The sequence below is a fragment of the Neisseria elongata subsp. elongata genome (assembly GCF_900113545.1).
Classification (GTDB): domain Bacteria; phylum Pseudomonadota; class Gammaproteobacteria; order Burkholderiales; family Neisseriaceae; genus Neisseria; species Neisseria elongata.
Genome location: NZ_FOPS01000005.1, coordinates 110,213 through 124,834 on the forward strand (window position 1 = coordinate 110,213; position 14,622 = coordinate 124,834).

Sequence of the window (14,622 nt, forward strand, 5' to 3'; positions counted from 1 at the left end):
CCCTGCTGCAACCGTGGAGGCCGTCTGAAAAACGGTTTCCAATACCCCCGCACCCTTCAAAACCCAATCTTTCAGGCGGCCTTTTACTGCCATCAGACAACAGGCCGTCTGAAAACGCCTCCGAAAGTATAACCATGAAAGTCATCTTCGCCGGTACGCCTGATTTTGCCGCTGCCGCCTTAAAAGCCATAGCCGCCGCCGGTTTTGAAATCCCGCTGGTATTGACCCAGCCCGACCGTCCCAAAGGGCGTGGGATGCAGCTTGCCCCGTCTCCCGTGAAGCAGGCCGCATTGGAATTGGGTTTGCGCGTGGCGCAGCCTGAAAAACTGCGCAACAACACCGAAGCCTTGCAAATGCTCAAAGAGGTCGAGGCAGACGTAATGGTCGTTGCCGCCTACGGACTGATTCTGCCGCAAGACGTGCTAGATACGCCGAAACACGGCTGCCTCAATATTCACGCCTCGCTGCTGCCCCGTTGGCGCGGTGCGGCACCGATTCAGCGCGCGATTGAAGCGGGCGATGCCGAAACGGGCGTGTGCATCATGCAGATGGACATCGGTTTGGACACCGGCGATGTGGTCAGCGAACACCGTTACGCCATTCAGCCGACCGATACGGCAAACGAAGTACACGACGCGCTGATGAATCTGGGGGCGGCGGCAATTGTTGCTGATTTGCAACAATTAAAAACAGAAGGCCGTCTGAAAAGCGTCAAACAGCCCGAAGAGGGCGTTACTTATGCGCAAAAATTAAGCAAAGAAGAAGCGCGTATCGATTGGAACGAAAGCGCGACAGTCATCGAACGTAAAATCCGTGCCTTCAACCCCGTTCCCGCTGCGTGGGTGGAATATCAAAGCAAACCGATGAAAATCTGGCGTGCCGAAGTGGTGTCCAAACAGGGTAAGGCAGGTGAAGTATTGTCTTGCACTTCAGACGGCCTGCTGGTGGCGTGCGGTGAAAATGCGCTGAACATTACCGAATTGCAGCCTTCCGACAGCAAACGCATGAGCATACAGGCATTTGCGGCAGGTCGGACGATTGAAGTCGGAACGGTTTTGTAACTGAATCTATTATTCAAAGGGAAGAAAGAAACGTCATGAAAAAAATAGTTTTAATCGCTTGTGTCAGTAAGAAGTCAGATAAAAAACAAAAGGCTGAATTACTCTATCAAAGCAGCCTGTTCAAAAAAGAATTGCAATACGCAAAAGAAGTAATCCGTGCAGATAAGATTTTTATTTTGTCGGCATTACATGGTTTGTTAAATTTGAGTGATGAGATAGAACCTTATAATTTAACTTTGAATGATATGGCTGTAGCCAAAAGAAAGGCATGGGCAGAAGAGGTATTGAAATCTTTGCGGGAGAATGCAGATATTGAAAAAGATGAGTTTGTTTTCTTAGCAGGAGAAAGATACCGACAATTTCTCATACCATTTCTAAAAAATTACAGTATCCCAATGCAGGGTCTAAAAATAGGCATGCAGCTTCAGTGGTTGACTAAGGAATTGGCAAAACAAAATGAGAAATAACAGTTTCATCTTACATCAGTATTTTAACTCATTAAAACGATATAGCTTTAATGAGCTTGATACGATTAAGGAGTTAAACGGAATCTATATTTTGTTTGAGAAGGGGGAGAAATTTGCCGATATGGACAGAGTGGTTCTAGTTGGTACACATAACAGACAAAATGGTCTAGTAAAGCGTTTAGCTGAACATATAAGGCACAATAAAGATCGAAGCATCTTACGTAAACATATAGGTCGGGCAATATTAAATCGAAATAACCAACAAGAACTACTAGAACAGTGGGACCGTGACTTAACGCCTCGTGAAAGTTACGAGTATTGGAATGGTAAGTTGGATTATGTCGGATTAGACATAATCGAACAGGTGGTAAGTTATTATGTTCAGAAGAATCTTACGTTCGCTATCATTCCATTTGAAACAGCACAAGAGCGGTCATTATGGAAGAGCAGGATTATTGCAACGTTGGCAAAGGCAAACATATTAGTAAATGGAGCTGTGATGTCGTCTGAGGGCTGGCTAGGTAAATTTGCAACAAACGCTAATATTGTTAAACGTGGAATGTGGGTAGTACAAAATTTAGGTGGAAAAGAGTTAACTGATGAAGAAGTAGATGATTTAATCAAATAAATCATCTACTTCAGACGGTATTTGACAATTAAAATGCCGTCTGAAACTGAAAAAACAATAGCAACAAGAAAGTACAAAAATATGAGCATGTCCCTCGCCCAACAACTCGCCGCCGAAAGCATTACCGCCGTTGCCAAAGGCCGCAACCTGCAAGACGTATTGGCCGCCATCCGCGCAGCCCACCCCGAACTGACGGTACAGGAACTCGGCGCGCTGCAAGACATCGCCTACGGCTGCCAGCGTTACTTAGGCAGTTTGAAATATATGCTCGCGCAGATGCTGAAAAAGCCGATTGGCAATCCGCAACTCGAAAGCCTGCTGCTGGCCGCGCTCTACCAGCTCAACCACACGCGCAACGCGCCTCATGCGGTGGTCAACGAAGCAGTAGAAAACATCGCAAAAATCGGGCGCGGGCAGTACCGTTCGTTTGCCAACGCAATTCTGCGCCGCTTCCTACGCGAAAAAGAACAATTGAACGCGCAATGCCGCCGCGACGACACCGCCAAATACAACTTTCCCGGCTGGTGGCTCGACTATATGCGCCAAGCCTACCCGAAACACTGGCACAACATCGTTACCGCCGCCAACGGCCACCCGCCGCTGACCCTGCGCATCAACCGCCGCCACGGCAATGCCGAAGGTTATTTGGAAAAACTGGCCGCCGAAGGCATCGCAGGCAAAGCTTTGGACGAATATGCCGTGATACTGGACGAAGCCGTGCCGGTAAGCCGCCTGCCCGGCTTTTCAGACGGCCTCGTATCCATACAAGACTTCGGCGCGCAGCAGGCGGCATATATTTTAAAACCGGCAGACGGCGAACGGATTCTGGACGCCTGTGCCGCACCGGGCGGCAAATCCGGCCACATCCTCGAACTGGCAAACTGCAGCCTGACCGCGCTGGACATAGACGAAGGCCGTCTGAAAAGAGTGGCAGACAACCTGTCACGCTTAGGCTTTCAGACGGCCTCCCTGCACCGCGCCGACGCAGCCGACCTGTCTTCATGGTATGATGGCAACCCGTTTGACGCCGTCCTGGCCGACGTGCCGTGCACCGCCTCCGGCGTAACCAAACGCAACCCCGACATCAAATGGCTGCGCCGGCCTGCCGACGGCGGCAAAACCGCCCGCCAACAGGAAACCATGCTCGACAACCTGTGGTCGGTACTGAAACCCGGCGGCAGGATGCTTCTGGCCACCTGCTCCTTGTTCCATGAAGAAAACGACGGCCAACTGCAACGCTTCCTGCGCCGCCATCCCGATGCCGCCTGCACAGAATCGCTGACACTGTTACCCAAACATACCCAAGATGGCTTTTACTACGCACTCATCCGCAAACAGCCGTAAACCCGCATACGGCCGCATCGTCCGCGCCGCCCGTGCGGCGACGGCCGTCCTGCTGTTTGCCGTGATACTGCTGAGGCCGTCTGAAGCGGCGGCGGAAAACATTTCCATCACCCGCCAAACCGCAACCGTAACCGCAGACGGCCGCCTCGACATCAGCAGCCGTTTCCACACCGAACTGCCCGACCCGTTGAAGCAGGCATTGAAACAGGGCGTGCCGCTCTACTTCACCCTGAACTACCAACTGTCCGCCCCCACCATGGCCGCCTACAAATTCAAACTCGGCCAACTCGTCGGCAGCGACAACAGCGTTACCTACAAGCTCTCCTTCCACCCGCTGACCAACCGCTACCGCATCACCGTCGGCACCTTCTCCACCGAATACGGCAGCCTCGAAACCGCCCTTCGCGGCATCGGCGCCATCGCCAACTGGCGCGTCCTGCCCAAAGGCACGCTGGACGACACCGACTGGCGCGAAATCAAAGCCGAAGTCCGCCTCAGCCTCAGCACCAACCAACTGCCCAAACCCTTCCAAATCAACGCCCTGACGGCGAAAAACTGGCAACTCGACTCCGGCTGGAAACCGCTGGCGGTCAGCAAAGGTTAAACCATGCGCCGCCGATACTCCTACCTGATATTCCTCGTCGCACTCGCTGCCGCACTGGTTTACAGCCTCACCCTCGCCACCAACAGCGGCAGCCCGTTGTCCGAATATTTCTGGTGGCTGATTGCCGCAGGCGGCCTGATTGTCACCATCCTGCTCGCCATGCTGCTCCGCTACGGCTGGCTACTGCTGCGGCACAACCGCCACAACATGTTGGGCTCCCGCCTCACCCGCCGCCTGGCCCTGATGTTCACCCTGATTGCCGTCCTGCCCGGATTGTTCCTGTTCGGCGTCTCCGCGCAATTCATCTCGTACAGCATCAATTCATGGTTCGGCAACGACACCGCGCAAGCACTCGAAAGCAGCCTGACGCTGAGCAAATCGGCACTCGACAACACCCTCGACAACACCGTCGAGCAGGCTGCCGCCTTACAAGTCGAAATCATCAGCCGAACCTCTATGGGCGGCACGGCGGCGGAAGCCCTACGCCTCAGCGGCGAAACCGCCCGCTTCAGCCAGGTCGGCCTCTACAACCCTGCCGACGGCACGACCGAACTCATCAGCAACCCGGCCGCCCTTCCCCCGCCGCCCGCCGAAAAAGAAGTGGCGGAAGAACTGCAACAGCACGGCTCATCCCGCAGCGTCACCAACATCAACGGCAAACTGTACGCCCAAGGCTGGCTGGCCCTGCCCGCGGCGCAAGAAAAGGGGAAAGCTCTGTTTTTCAGACGGCCTATTCCCGACAACGTCGCTCGGGATGCCGAACTGATTGAAACCGCGCGCAGCAAATACGCCGAACTCACCTACGCCAAACAAGGCCTGCAAACCTTCTTCCTGATTACCCTGCTGGCCGCCGCCCTGCTCTCCATCATGCTCGCGCTGGTCATCGCCCTCTACTTTGCCCGCCGCTTCATCGAACCCATCCTTTCGCTTGCCGAAGGTGCAAAAGCCGTCGCACAAGGCGATTTTTCCCAGCCCCGACCGGTTTACCGCAACGACGAACTCGGCCAACTGACCCGCCTGTTCAACCACATGACCGAACAACTGGCCATCGCCCGCGAAGCCGAAGAACTCAACCGCATCCGGCAGGAAGCGGCACGCCACTATCTCGAAACCGTATTGGAAAGCCTGACCGCCGGCGTAATCACACTCGACGAGGCAGGCCGTCTGAAAACCCTCAACCGCAGCGCGGAAAACATCCTCGGCCTGCCGCTGTCCGAACTGTCGGGCAGCAACTGGCACGACTGGCCGCAAAGCGTGCCGCAATACCTCCTGTTAACCGAACTGTTCCAAACCATCCTCGCCACCAAACACACCGGCAAACCCGTTCAGACGGCCTACACGGGCGGCGACGAAGCACGCATCCTGCTGGCCAAGGCCACGCCCCTTCCGGCCGACAACGGCGGCGGCACCGTTCTCGTTTTCGACGACATCACACTGCTCGTGCGGGCGCAAAAAGAAGCCGCATGGGGGGAAGTGGCGAAACGGCTGGCACACGAAATCCGCAACCCGCTCACCCCCATCCAACTCTCCGCCGAACGGCTGGCTTGGAAACTGCAAGACAAACTGGGCGAACAGGACGCGCAAATACTGACCCGCTCCACTGGCACCATCATCAAACAAGTGGCGGCCATGAAAGAAATGGTGGAAGCCTTCCGCAACTACGCCCGCGCCCCCTCGCTGAAACTTGAAAAACAAGATCTCAACAAAATTATCGAAGAAGTTTTGCTGCTATACGAAGCGGGTGCGTGTACATTTGACGCCGTTTTCAGTAATATACCCGCCGTCATGTATGCCGACACCACCGCCATGCGGCAAGTGCTGCACAACATCTTCAAAAATGCGGCCGAAGCCGCCGAAGAAGCGGCACAGCCGCAAGTGCACATCCACACCGCCAACGCAGACGGCCAAATCACTCTCACCGTCACCAACAACGGCAAAAGTTTCAGCAAAGACATGCTGGCGAACGCTTTCGAGCCCTATGTAACCGACAAACCCACCGGCACCGGCCTCGGCCTGCCCGTAGTGAAGAAAATTGTAGAAGAACACGGCGGCCGCATCGCCCTGAGTAATCCCGCAGAAGGCGGTGCCAGCGTTAAAATCACATTACCCGCATTGGTAGAAGAGCACTATGAGAAGTAACGACATCCTAATCGTAGACGACGAAATCGGTATCCGCGACCTGCTGTCCGACATCCTGCAAGACGAAGGGTACACCGTCAGCTTGGCGGAAAACGCCGAAGAAGCACGCCAACTGCGCAACCAAACCCGTCCGGCCATGGTACTGCTCGACATCTGGATGCCCGACTGCGACGGCATCACCCTGCTGAAAGAATGGGCGAAAAACGGCCAGCTGACCATGCCCGTCGTCATGATGAGCGGTCATGCCAGTATAGACACCGCCGTCGAGGCGACCAAAATCGGCGCCATGGATTTCCTCGAAAAGCCAATCGCACTGAAAAAACTGCTGAGTGCCGTAGAACGCGCTTTGGAATACGGCGAACAACAGGCTGCGGCCGGGCTGTCGCTGGACAAACTGGGCAACAGCCCCGCCATTCAAGAACTCAACCTCCGCATCGAAGCCGCCGTCAAACAAAACGACCCCATCCTGCTCAGCGGCGAAGCCGGATCGCCGTTCGAACTCGTTGCCCGCTATTTCCATAAAAACAATACCCCTTGGGTCGAACCGGCCAAAACCGAATACATCGTCGATATGCCGATGGAACTGCTGCAAAAAGCCGCCGGCGGCATCCTCTTCCTCGGCGACATCTCGCAATACAGCAAAAACATCCAGCAAGGCATCCACTTCCTGCTCGGCAAAGCCGAAAAACAAAATGTTCGGATTATCTGTGCCTGCAGCAGCCCCTCGGACGAATGGCTGCAAAATCCGGCCTACGACCCCAAACTGTTTGCCCTGCTCTCCGGCCTCAAGCTCCAGATTCCGCCGCTGCGCGAACAGGCCGGCGACATTGCCTTCCTGATTAACCGTATCGCCACCGAACTGTCGGAAACCCAGAAAATCCCCGTCGCCCGTTTCAGCGATGGCGCGCTGGAACTCCTGACCGGATACGACTGGCCGGGCAACTTCGACCAACTGCACAATGTCGTCAAAACCCTGGCACTGTCGGCAGGCGAAGGGGAAATCGACGAAGTCGCCGTCGCAAATGAGCTCGGTCTGAACAAACCTGAAAAAAAACCGGAAATCAACATCGGCGGCGGTTTCGATTTCAGCCTGCCCCTACGCGAACTGCGGGAAGAGCTGGAACGCCGCTATTTCGAATACCACATCTCTCAGGAAGGTCAAAACATGAGCCGCGTGGCACAAAAAGTCGGCTTGGAACGCACCCACCTGTACCGCAAACTGAAACAACTCGGCATCCAGTTCTCCCGTCGGCAGAATAAAACCGAAGAAACCGATAAGGATGCCTAATCCGCATTAGGCAACCGAAGAGGCCGTCTGAAACTTTTCAGACGGCCTCTTTCTTTCCTACAAAATACTGCGGATTAAATAGGGTCATAATTCATAAACAAAAACGGCCGACCCACGTTTGCTGTTCCGGTATTCCCGCTGCCGCTCGAGAGGCAAATCTTCGGGAGAGGCCGTCTGAAAACCCCTTTCGGCAAACCAATCGCCGGTTTGCGTGGAAAGGGCAAACAGCCGTTTGCAGCCCAACCGTCTGGCTTTATCCAACGTATGCTCCAACAGCAACTCGCCGTAGCCGCCGTCCTGGGCTTCCGACGACACGGCCAAACAGGCCAGCTCGCTGCAATCAGGCGCGTCGGCAAAAGTCTTCACAGCAACACAGCCGTAAATCCGGCGGTCATGCTCCAGTACGGAAAAATCGCCAATATGGGTTTCCAAATAGCGGAGGCTGCGGCGCAACAAAATGCCCGCCTCTTCCAGCGGCCGTATCATGGTAACGATATCCGCAATATCTCCGCCCTCGGCCGGACGGATACACATAAACGGATTTTGCGCGATAGAGGTGCCCGTACCGTTATGGGTAAACAATTCGCCAATCAGGGCACCGTCGTTCAGACCGGAAAGGATTTGGCAGCGGCCGACACCCTTGCCGACGGCATTCAGGGCGGCATCAAGCAAATCGTGCTGGCGATGACAGATACGGCCGCTTTTCAGACGGCCTTCCGCTTCTTCGGCAGAAAGGTTCGGTAACAGGCGGCCGTTTTCGTCCAAAATGCCATCCTGCCCAATCAGGAACAACAGCTTGTCCGCTTTCAGGGCGACGGCGGCGGTTTCGGCAATTTCCGCCATGCTGAGATTGAACAGTTTGCCGCTCGCAGAGGCGGCCAGCGGATTCAGTAAAACCACCGCGCCCTCATCCAGGCTGCGGCTGACGGATTCGGCATCGATTTTCCGCACCCGGCCGGTATAGCCCATGTCGATGCCGTCGATGATGCCGATGGGGCGGGCCGATAAAAAATTGCCGGCGGCAATCTTCAATCTGCCGCCGCGCCGGGGCGAATGCACAGGACCCAGCGACAAAGCCGCCTCGATATCGAAGCGCAGTTTGCCGCAGGCTTGTTTGGCAAAATCCAAAACGGTTTCGTCGGTAATCCGCCGTCCTTGATGATATTGCGGGGAAATACCGGCAGCCGAGGACAGTTCGTTGATTTGGCTGCGGCTGCCGTAAACCAACACCAGCCTTACCCCCAGCCCGGCAACCAGGGCGAGGTCGGCGGCGACGCTGCGGAAGCGTTCGGGCTGCAGCAAGCCGCTGGCGATACCGACCACCAGCGTTTTGCCGCGCAAATAATCGATATAAGGCGCGGCTTCGCGGAAATTTCGGATGAAAACGGAAAGGGCGGCGGCATCCATATGTTTATATTGCAATCAGCGGTTTAAAGCGATATAGAACAGTTGCAGAATCAGGACGGTCAGCATTCCCAACGCCGCTACCATCCAATGATTGTTTTCACGGCTTTTAACCGGTGCGGCAGCCTGAACCTGCACCGGAATTTGCGGCAGCGGCACCTTCTGAGCGGCATAATGGCCTTTGTCTTCCAATTCGGGCGGCAAGCCGCCGTTCTGTCCGGAATGTTCGAGCAGATAGTCGGCCTGCTCTTTGCTGAACGAATTCCGTCCGCGCACGTAGGTTCCCAAACGGCGCACCAGTTCGATGTCGCTGATACCGTCGAGCATCCAGTCAATAGAGGCCACATCGGCTCGGGCAACGAAATCTTTGGCTTTAAACAATCCCTGGCAGTCGGCACATTTGACAAAGCCTTGTGCGACGTTCAACTGACTCTCTTTGACCTTCAAATAGGTTTTGCAGTGCGGGCAGGAGCAAATCGGCATAATGTGTTTCTTTATATTTTTTCTGCGGGTGGCGCGGCCGTCTGAAAAAGGCTTCAGACGGCTGCGCAGGATAAAATCAGGCAACGCCGTAGCGTTCGCGGTAAGCACGCACGGGTTCGAGGAAACCGCCGAACTCGGCGTTGTTTTGCAGCAGCGTGAACAAGTCGTTCAGATTGGCAATGGCAACGACGGGCAGGCCGTATTGTTTTTCCACTTCCTGAACGGCGGATAATTCGCCCGTGCCTTTTTCCATGCGGTCGAGCGCGATGGCGACGGCGGCGGGCGTCGCGCCTTCGGCTTCAATCAGCCTGACCGATTCGCGCACGGATGTGCCGGCGGAAATCACGTCGTCGATAATCAACACGCGGCCTTTGAGCGGCGCACCGACCAACACGCCGCCTTCGCCGTGGTCTTTCGCTTCTTTGCGGTTGTAGGCAAACGGCACGTTCACGCCTTTTTCCGCCAGCATCATAGCCGTGGCGGCAGCCAAGATGATGCCTTTGTAGGCAGGGCCGAACAGCATGTCGAATTTGATGCCGCTTTCGATGATGGCTTGTGCGTAGAATTTGGCCAGTTGCAGCGTGGAAGCGCCGTCGTTGAACAATCCGGCGTTAAAAAAATACGGCGACTGCCGGCCGGCCTTGGTGGTGAATTCGCCGAATTTCAATACGTTCTGCTTTAGGGCGAAGGTCAGGAATTCTTGACGGAAATCAGACATTGTCGTGCTTTCGGTTGCCAAATTTAAAGCGGGGATTATAAAGGATGATGGCGGTAATGGGCAGGCCGTCTGAAAGGTTTTGCACTTTTCAGACGGCCTCCCTTGCCTTGATGCAACATTAGGCAAGATAGAAATTGGATGCTTCAAGCTGTTCCAAGTGGTTGGACAAGGTGACCAAGTGTATCGGCGCACCGCTGCCGTTGCCGTCCGCATCATAGCTCAGCTTGCCGGTTGCACGGTCGTAGAGCAGGTGTTGGTCGGCCGTGGCGGCGGCCGCGCCGCCGATATGGGCGGAAGTGATGCCACCGGCGAGGGTGCTGAAAATCTCTTTCGCCAAGCCGATACGGTCTTCGCCGGGGGTAAAGTCGGTGATGACATCGGCAGAACCGCTGTGCGGACGTTCGGCGAAAAGGAAGGTGTCGCGACCCGCGCTGCCGGTCAATGTATCCCGTCCGCCGCCGCCATGCAGGACATCGTTACCCGCTCCTCCAGACAAGCGGTCGTTGCCGCCTCCGCCGGATATGAAATCGTTACCGCCGTTGCCGTTGATGATGTTGTTTGCCGAATTTCCGACGATGGTGTCGTTAAAACGGCTGCCTTCGGCGTTTTCGATGACGGTGCCGTAACCGATAAAGGCCTGGCCGTCATCCAACAGGCTGTCGCTTCGGGCACCGCTATGCTGCCACGTTCCACCGTTGAGGTTGAGGTAAACCGCTTGCCGTTCTGCGGAAGCATCGAACGTGTCGTTGCCGCCTCCGTCCCAGATATAACGGTCGCCTATGGTGTAGGTGTCGCTGCCGGTACGCTGATAAGGGTTTACGCCGTAGAGATATTGGATGGCGGCCACGTCGAAAATCTGCGCCACTTTGTCGGTATAAAAATACTCCGACGGTTCGGCTCCGTGATACGACATGACGGTAAAGGCCGTAGAGTCTTCGCCACTCGGCAGAAAAGGAGCTTCATCGCTGTGGCCGTAATGGCCCGGATGTTTCAATCCGAGGGCATGGCCGATTTCGTGTACGGCTACAGACGGATATTTGATGCTGCCGACAATGTTGTTGGACGCATCGTTTACCCAGTCATAAGTATTTTTCAAATGAATAATGGATGCGTTGATTTCACCGGTGTTAGGATAGAAAAGGGTTTCGGCGTAACCTACTGCATCGCCCCCTTGACTGCTCAAACTGTCGCGTTGGAAACGGATATCGACATTGTCGCTGTCGGCCGTTTCGCGGAAAGTCAGATTCGACACTTCCGACCAGGCTTTCAAAGCGTTGCGGACGGCATTTTGCTGAGTGGCGGTATAGGGTTCGAAACCGTTGTCTTGCGACGACTTGATAAAGCTGTAACTCAACTCCGCACCCTGCCCCCTTTTTTCCGTCCAGCTCAAAGTGATGGGCGTATGCACCAGCGACGAAATGAAGTACGGCAGTTCGCTGCTGCCGTCGCTGCCGTGAACGGTAACGGTAATATTGCGGCTGTTGCCGTCGCTTGCCGTTGCGGTAAAGGTTTCGGTTACCCGCATACCTTCCCCGAGGCCGTCTGAATGGCTGTTTAAGGTATATGTCCAGCGGCCATCGGACGTCATGGCGAATTTGCCGTGCAATCCGTCGATTTCCCGCTCTAAAAACCGCGGATGATCATTGCGGTCGGGATCGCTGATATTCAGCTTCCCGCTCACCGAAGCACCGTCCGATTCCCTGACGCTCCCTGCGCTACTGCCGCTGATGACTGACGGATCATCACGGTCTCTGACGGTAATATTGATATTTTGCCGCCCGCCGTCTTCCGTTTTGACGGTAAAGGTATCGACTGCAGTTTCCCCTGCGCCCAATACACGGGCCTTGTTGGCATCAACCGTGTAACGCCATTGGCCGTCGTGTAAAGAAAATTTGCCGTAAGTGCCCTGGATTTCGGCATCCTGCACCGCAACTGGCTGTCCTTTGCTGGTTGCCCCGATGTGGCCGGATGCCGACTTGGTGCTGTCGGCAGAAGCCCGCATGGTGCCGCTGAACACGGTATCGCTCGCCGGTGACACGGACGGTTTGCCGCCGTTGCCGGGAGCAGGCGGCGAAGAAGGGGCGGACGGGCTGCTTGCACCATCTCCGCCTCCACCGCCTCCTGCTGCTGCCGCTGCGGCACCCGCCGCCAACAATCCGCCGCCTACCAACCACCAAGCCGATGGTGCGGAAGCGGAAGCAGCGGAAGCCGATGCACCACCCATGCCGCCACTGACGGTCTGCGCCAACATGGCCGCCACTTCGGGTTCGACCGATTCGACACCGATGCCGCTCAAAGCATGGTAGCTGCCGTCCTGCACCGTATACAAATGATTGGGATAATTGAAATAATTGCCTACCGCCCAAATCGGCTTATCGGTTTGATTGGCAGAAAATATCAGCAAATCATTGCCTTCGCGCATGAACACGGCCTCTTCACCGGCTGCGGTTTCCAGCAGCAAGATGCGGTTGGCCTGAGCCGTCGGCGCGGATTTTCCCGGCATCAAGGTTTGCGCGACTTTCCCGTTATTCAAAATATGCAGCTTCATTATGTTTTCCGTTCCCAACCTGCGGATGACGTTTGCGCAGACTGTTATGTGTTTGTAAAGAAATAGAGACGGAATATACGCGAACTTCAATATACTTTACAAGCCATACCGCTCGGTGCACTTTCAGGTCGTCTGAAAAAAAGTGGGTTACAATGTCGCCTTTCTTATTTACCAAACCTTACAAAATATGCTGAAAATCATCTCTGCCAACGTCAACGGCATCCGCTCCGCCTACAAAAAAGGATTTTACGAATACATCGCCGCATCGGGCGCGGACATTGTCTGCGTGCAGGAACTCAAAGCGCAGGAAGCCGATTTGTCGGACGATATGAAAAATCCGCACGGGATGCACGGCCATTGGCATTGCGCCGAAAAACGCGGTTACAGCGGCGTGGCGGTGTACAGCAAACGCGCACCTGACAATGTACAAATCGGTATGGGCATTGAAGAATTCGACAGGGAAGGACGGTTCGTGCGCTGCGATTTCGGCAAGCTGTCGGTGATTTCGCTTTATCTGCCCAGCGGCACCAGCGCGCCGGAGCGGCAGGAATTGAAATACCGTTTTTTAGATGCGTTCTACCCCATGCTTGAAGCCATGAAGGCGGAAGGGCGCAACATTGTCGTCTGCGGCGACTGGAACATCGCCCACCAAAACATCGACCTGAAAAATTGGAAAGGCAATCAGAAAAACTCAGGCTTCCTGCCCGAAGAACGCGAATGGATAGGCAGAGTTATACGCGATTTGGGCTGGACGGACATGTGGCGCACGCTCTATCCCGACAATCCGGGCTATACTTGGTGGAGCAACCGCGGACAGGCGTATGCGAAAGATGTCGGGTGGCGCATCGACTATCAGATGGTTACGCCCGAACTCGCCGCCAAAGCGGTGTCCGCACATGTTTATAAAGACGAAAAATTTTCCGACCATGCGCCTTTAGTCGTGGAGTACGATTATGTCATCTGAAACTAAAAAACGCCGCCGCAAACAAGGCACAGGCCAAGCCTCCGGGCCGTCTGAAAAACGGCCGCTGATTGCGTTCACGCCTGCCTTTAAATACGGCGTGTTGTGGATGTCGGCCGCCTTTTTTCTGCCCATGCTGTTATGGACGCTGTTTACCCTGGCCACACTGAGCGGCCGTATCCCCGTGATGCGTCCGAATCAGGGCTGGGCAATCGCCTGGCTGCTGCTCGCCCTGCCCTGCCTGCTGACCGCCGCCAAATACTTCCGCTGGCAGGGCGCGAACAAATGGGGCTGGATTGCCTCCGCCCTGTTCGGCTATGCCGTGCTGTCCGTACCCGCCGCGCTGCTGATTCACTTCCAAATCGCCGAATGGCTGGGAGTGAAACTGTGAGGCCGTCAGAAAACGGAGATACTGTCGGGCAGGCGGATGTCCGCGAAACCGAAACAGGCAAACCGGCACGGAAGAAATGTTATCGGGGAACGGCTTCCAGCCTGCTGTGGGCGGGAGGTTTGGCCGCTTTCGCCCTTTATATGCTATGGGGTATGTTTTTCTGGCTGCTTTTCCTGCCGGTTGCCTTATTAAAAATTGTGCAGCACCTGTCCGCCATGCTTTTCAGACGGCCCGAACGCGAACTGCGCGCCTGCAAAGCGGCCGTCTGGCTGGTCATAACCCTGATTTCGTACGGCATCACGCTCTACCGCGAAACCGCCGTAACCGAAAACGCCCTCCGCGCCGCCGATGCCGTCGAACGCTACCGCGCGACACACAACGCCTACCCGCCGAATCTGGCCGCAGCAGGGATAACGGAAGAAAAAGGCTTGTACCACCTGTACTATTTCCCTTCCGACCGCCGGCCGGAGCCACAGTTGGGCTACCCTTCCCCGTTCACACCGTACGACCGTTATTTCTACGATTTCGACCGCCGCGAATATGTGTTTTATCCCGATTGAAATCCTTTTAGAAGCCGTCTGAAAAA

Annotated in this window: 14 protein-coding genes; 10 read left to right on the forward strand and 4 right to left on the reverse strand. The window is 55.3% G+C overall.

Annotated elements, in window-relative coordinates:
* Nucleotides 1-134 precede the first annotated feature (134 nt).
* The 7 genes from fmt to BM261_RS06505 all read left to right on the forward strand — a co-directional run bounded on the left by fmt (nt 135) and on the right by BM261_RS06505 (nt 7,531).
* Nucleotides 135-1,061 carry a methionyl-tRNA formyltransferase gene (fmt, locus tag BM261_RS06475; protein WP_074896484.1) on the forward strand — a complete coding sequence of 309 codons (927 nt, stop codon included), beginning with the start codon at nt 135-137 and terminating at the stop codon, nt 1,059-1,061.
* A gap of 35 nt (nt 1,062-1,096) precedes the next feature.
* Entirely contained in the window at nt 1,097-1,528 is a 432-nt protein-coding gene (locus BM261_RS06480) for a DUF6884 domain-containing protein (protein WP_074896485.1), read from the forward strand.
* The gene (locus tag BM261_RS06485; protein WP_074896486.1) at nt 1,518-2,156 is read left to right on the forward strand and encodes a hypothetical protein; all 639 of its coding nucleotides are present in this window, start codon (nt 1,518-1,520) and stop codon (nt 2,154-2,156) included. The genes BM261_RS06480 and BM261_RS06485 overlap by 11 nt, the downstream gene beginning before the upstream one ends.
* Nucleotides 2,157-2,237: 81 nt before the next feature.
* Complete coding sequence (gene rsmB / locus BM261_RS06490; RefSeq protein ID WP_074896487.1) at nt 2,238-3,500, forward strand: 16S rRNA (cytosine(967)-C(5))-methyltransferase RsmB; 1,263 nt, start codon at nt 2,238-2,240, stop codon at nt 3,498-3,500.
* Nucleotides 3,463-4,104 carry a DUF4390 domain-containing protein gene (locus BM261_RS06495; protein ID WP_074896488.1) on the forward strand — a complete coding sequence of 214 codons (642 nt, stop codon included), beginning with the start codon at nt 3,463-3,465 and terminating at the stop codon, nt 4,102-4,104. The genes rsmB and BM261_RS06495 overlap by 38 nt, the downstream gene beginning before the upstream one ends.
* Before the next feature lie 3 nt (nt 4,105-4,107).
* On the forward strand, nt 4,108-6,243 hold the full coding sequence (locus BM261_RS06500; protein ID WP_074896490.1) for a sensor histidine kinase: 2,136 nt from the start codon (nt 4,108-4,110) through the stop codon (nt 6,241-6,243).
* Nucleotides 6,233-7,531: a sigma-54-dependent transcriptional regulator gene (locus BM261_RS06505; protein WP_074896492.1), complete on the forward strand. Its 1,299-nt coding sequence runs from the start codon at nt 6,233-6,235 to the stop codon at nt 7,529-7,531. The genes BM261_RS06500 and BM261_RS06505 overlap by 11 nt, the downstream gene beginning before the upstream one ends.
* An 84-nt stretch (nt 7,532-7,615) precedes the next feature.
* Here BM261_RS06505 and argA read toward each other — a convergent pair whose 3' ends face one another.
* The 4 genes from argA to BM261_RS06525 all read right to left on the reverse strand — a co-directional run bounded on the left by argA (nt 7,616) and on the right by BM261_RS06525 (nt 12,684).
* The gene (argA, locus tag BM261_RS06510; protein ID WP_074896493.1) at nt 7,616-8,938 is read right to left on the reverse strand and encodes an amino-acid N-acetyltransferase; all 1,323 of its coding nucleotides are present in this window, start codon (nt 8,936-8,938) and stop codon (nt 7,616-7,618) included.
* Nucleotides 8,939-8,953: 15 nt separating this feature from the next.
* Nucleotides 8,954-9,502, reverse strand: coding sequence for a zinc-ribbon domain-containing protein (locus tag BM261_RS06515; protein WP_240317918.1), 549 nt, complete (start codon nt 9,500-9,502; stop codon nt 8,954-8,956).
* Nucleotides 9,495-10,136: an orotate phosphoribosyltransferase gene (pyrE, locus tag BM261_RS06520; RefSeq protein WP_049248190.1), complete on the reverse strand. Its 642-nt coding sequence runs from the start codon at nt 10,134-10,136 to the stop codon at nt 9,495-9,497. The genes BM261_RS06515 and pyrE overlap by 8 nt, the downstream gene beginning before the upstream one ends.
* A 118-nt stretch (nt 10,137-10,254) precedes the next feature.
* Entirely contained in the window at nt 10,255-12,684 is a 2,430-nt protein-coding gene (locus tag BM261_RS06525; RefSeq protein ID WP_074896494.1) for a VCBS domain-containing protein, read from the reverse strand.
* Nucleotides 12,685-12,871: 187 nt separating this feature from the next.
* On the opposite strand from BM261_RS06525, the gene BM261_RS06530 reads away from it, so the two are divergent.
* The 3 genes from BM261_RS06530 to BM261_RS06540 are packed head-to-tail and all read left to right on the forward strand — an operon-like array spanning nt 12,872 to nt 14,596.
* Complete coding sequence (locus BM261_RS06530; protein WP_074896758.1) at nt 12,872-13,648, forward strand: exodeoxyribonuclease III; 777 nt, start codon at nt 12,872-12,874, stop codon at nt 13,646-13,648.
* Complete coding sequence (locus tag BM261_RS06535) at nt 13,638-14,036, forward strand: hypothetical protein (RefSeq protein WP_074896495.1); 399 nt, start codon at nt 13,638-13,640, stop codon at nt 14,034-14,036. Before BM261_RS06530 ends, BM261_RS06535 begins: the two co-directional genes overlap by 11 nt.
* Complete coding sequence (locus BM261_RS06540; RefSeq protein WP_143095755.1) at nt 14,015-14,596, forward strand: hypothetical protein; 582 nt, start codon at nt 14,015-14,017, stop codon at nt 14,594-14,596. The genes BM261_RS06535 and BM261_RS06540 overlap by 22 nt, the downstream gene beginning before the upstream one ends.
* The last annotated feature ends 26 nt before the right edge of the window (nt 14,597-14,622 follow it).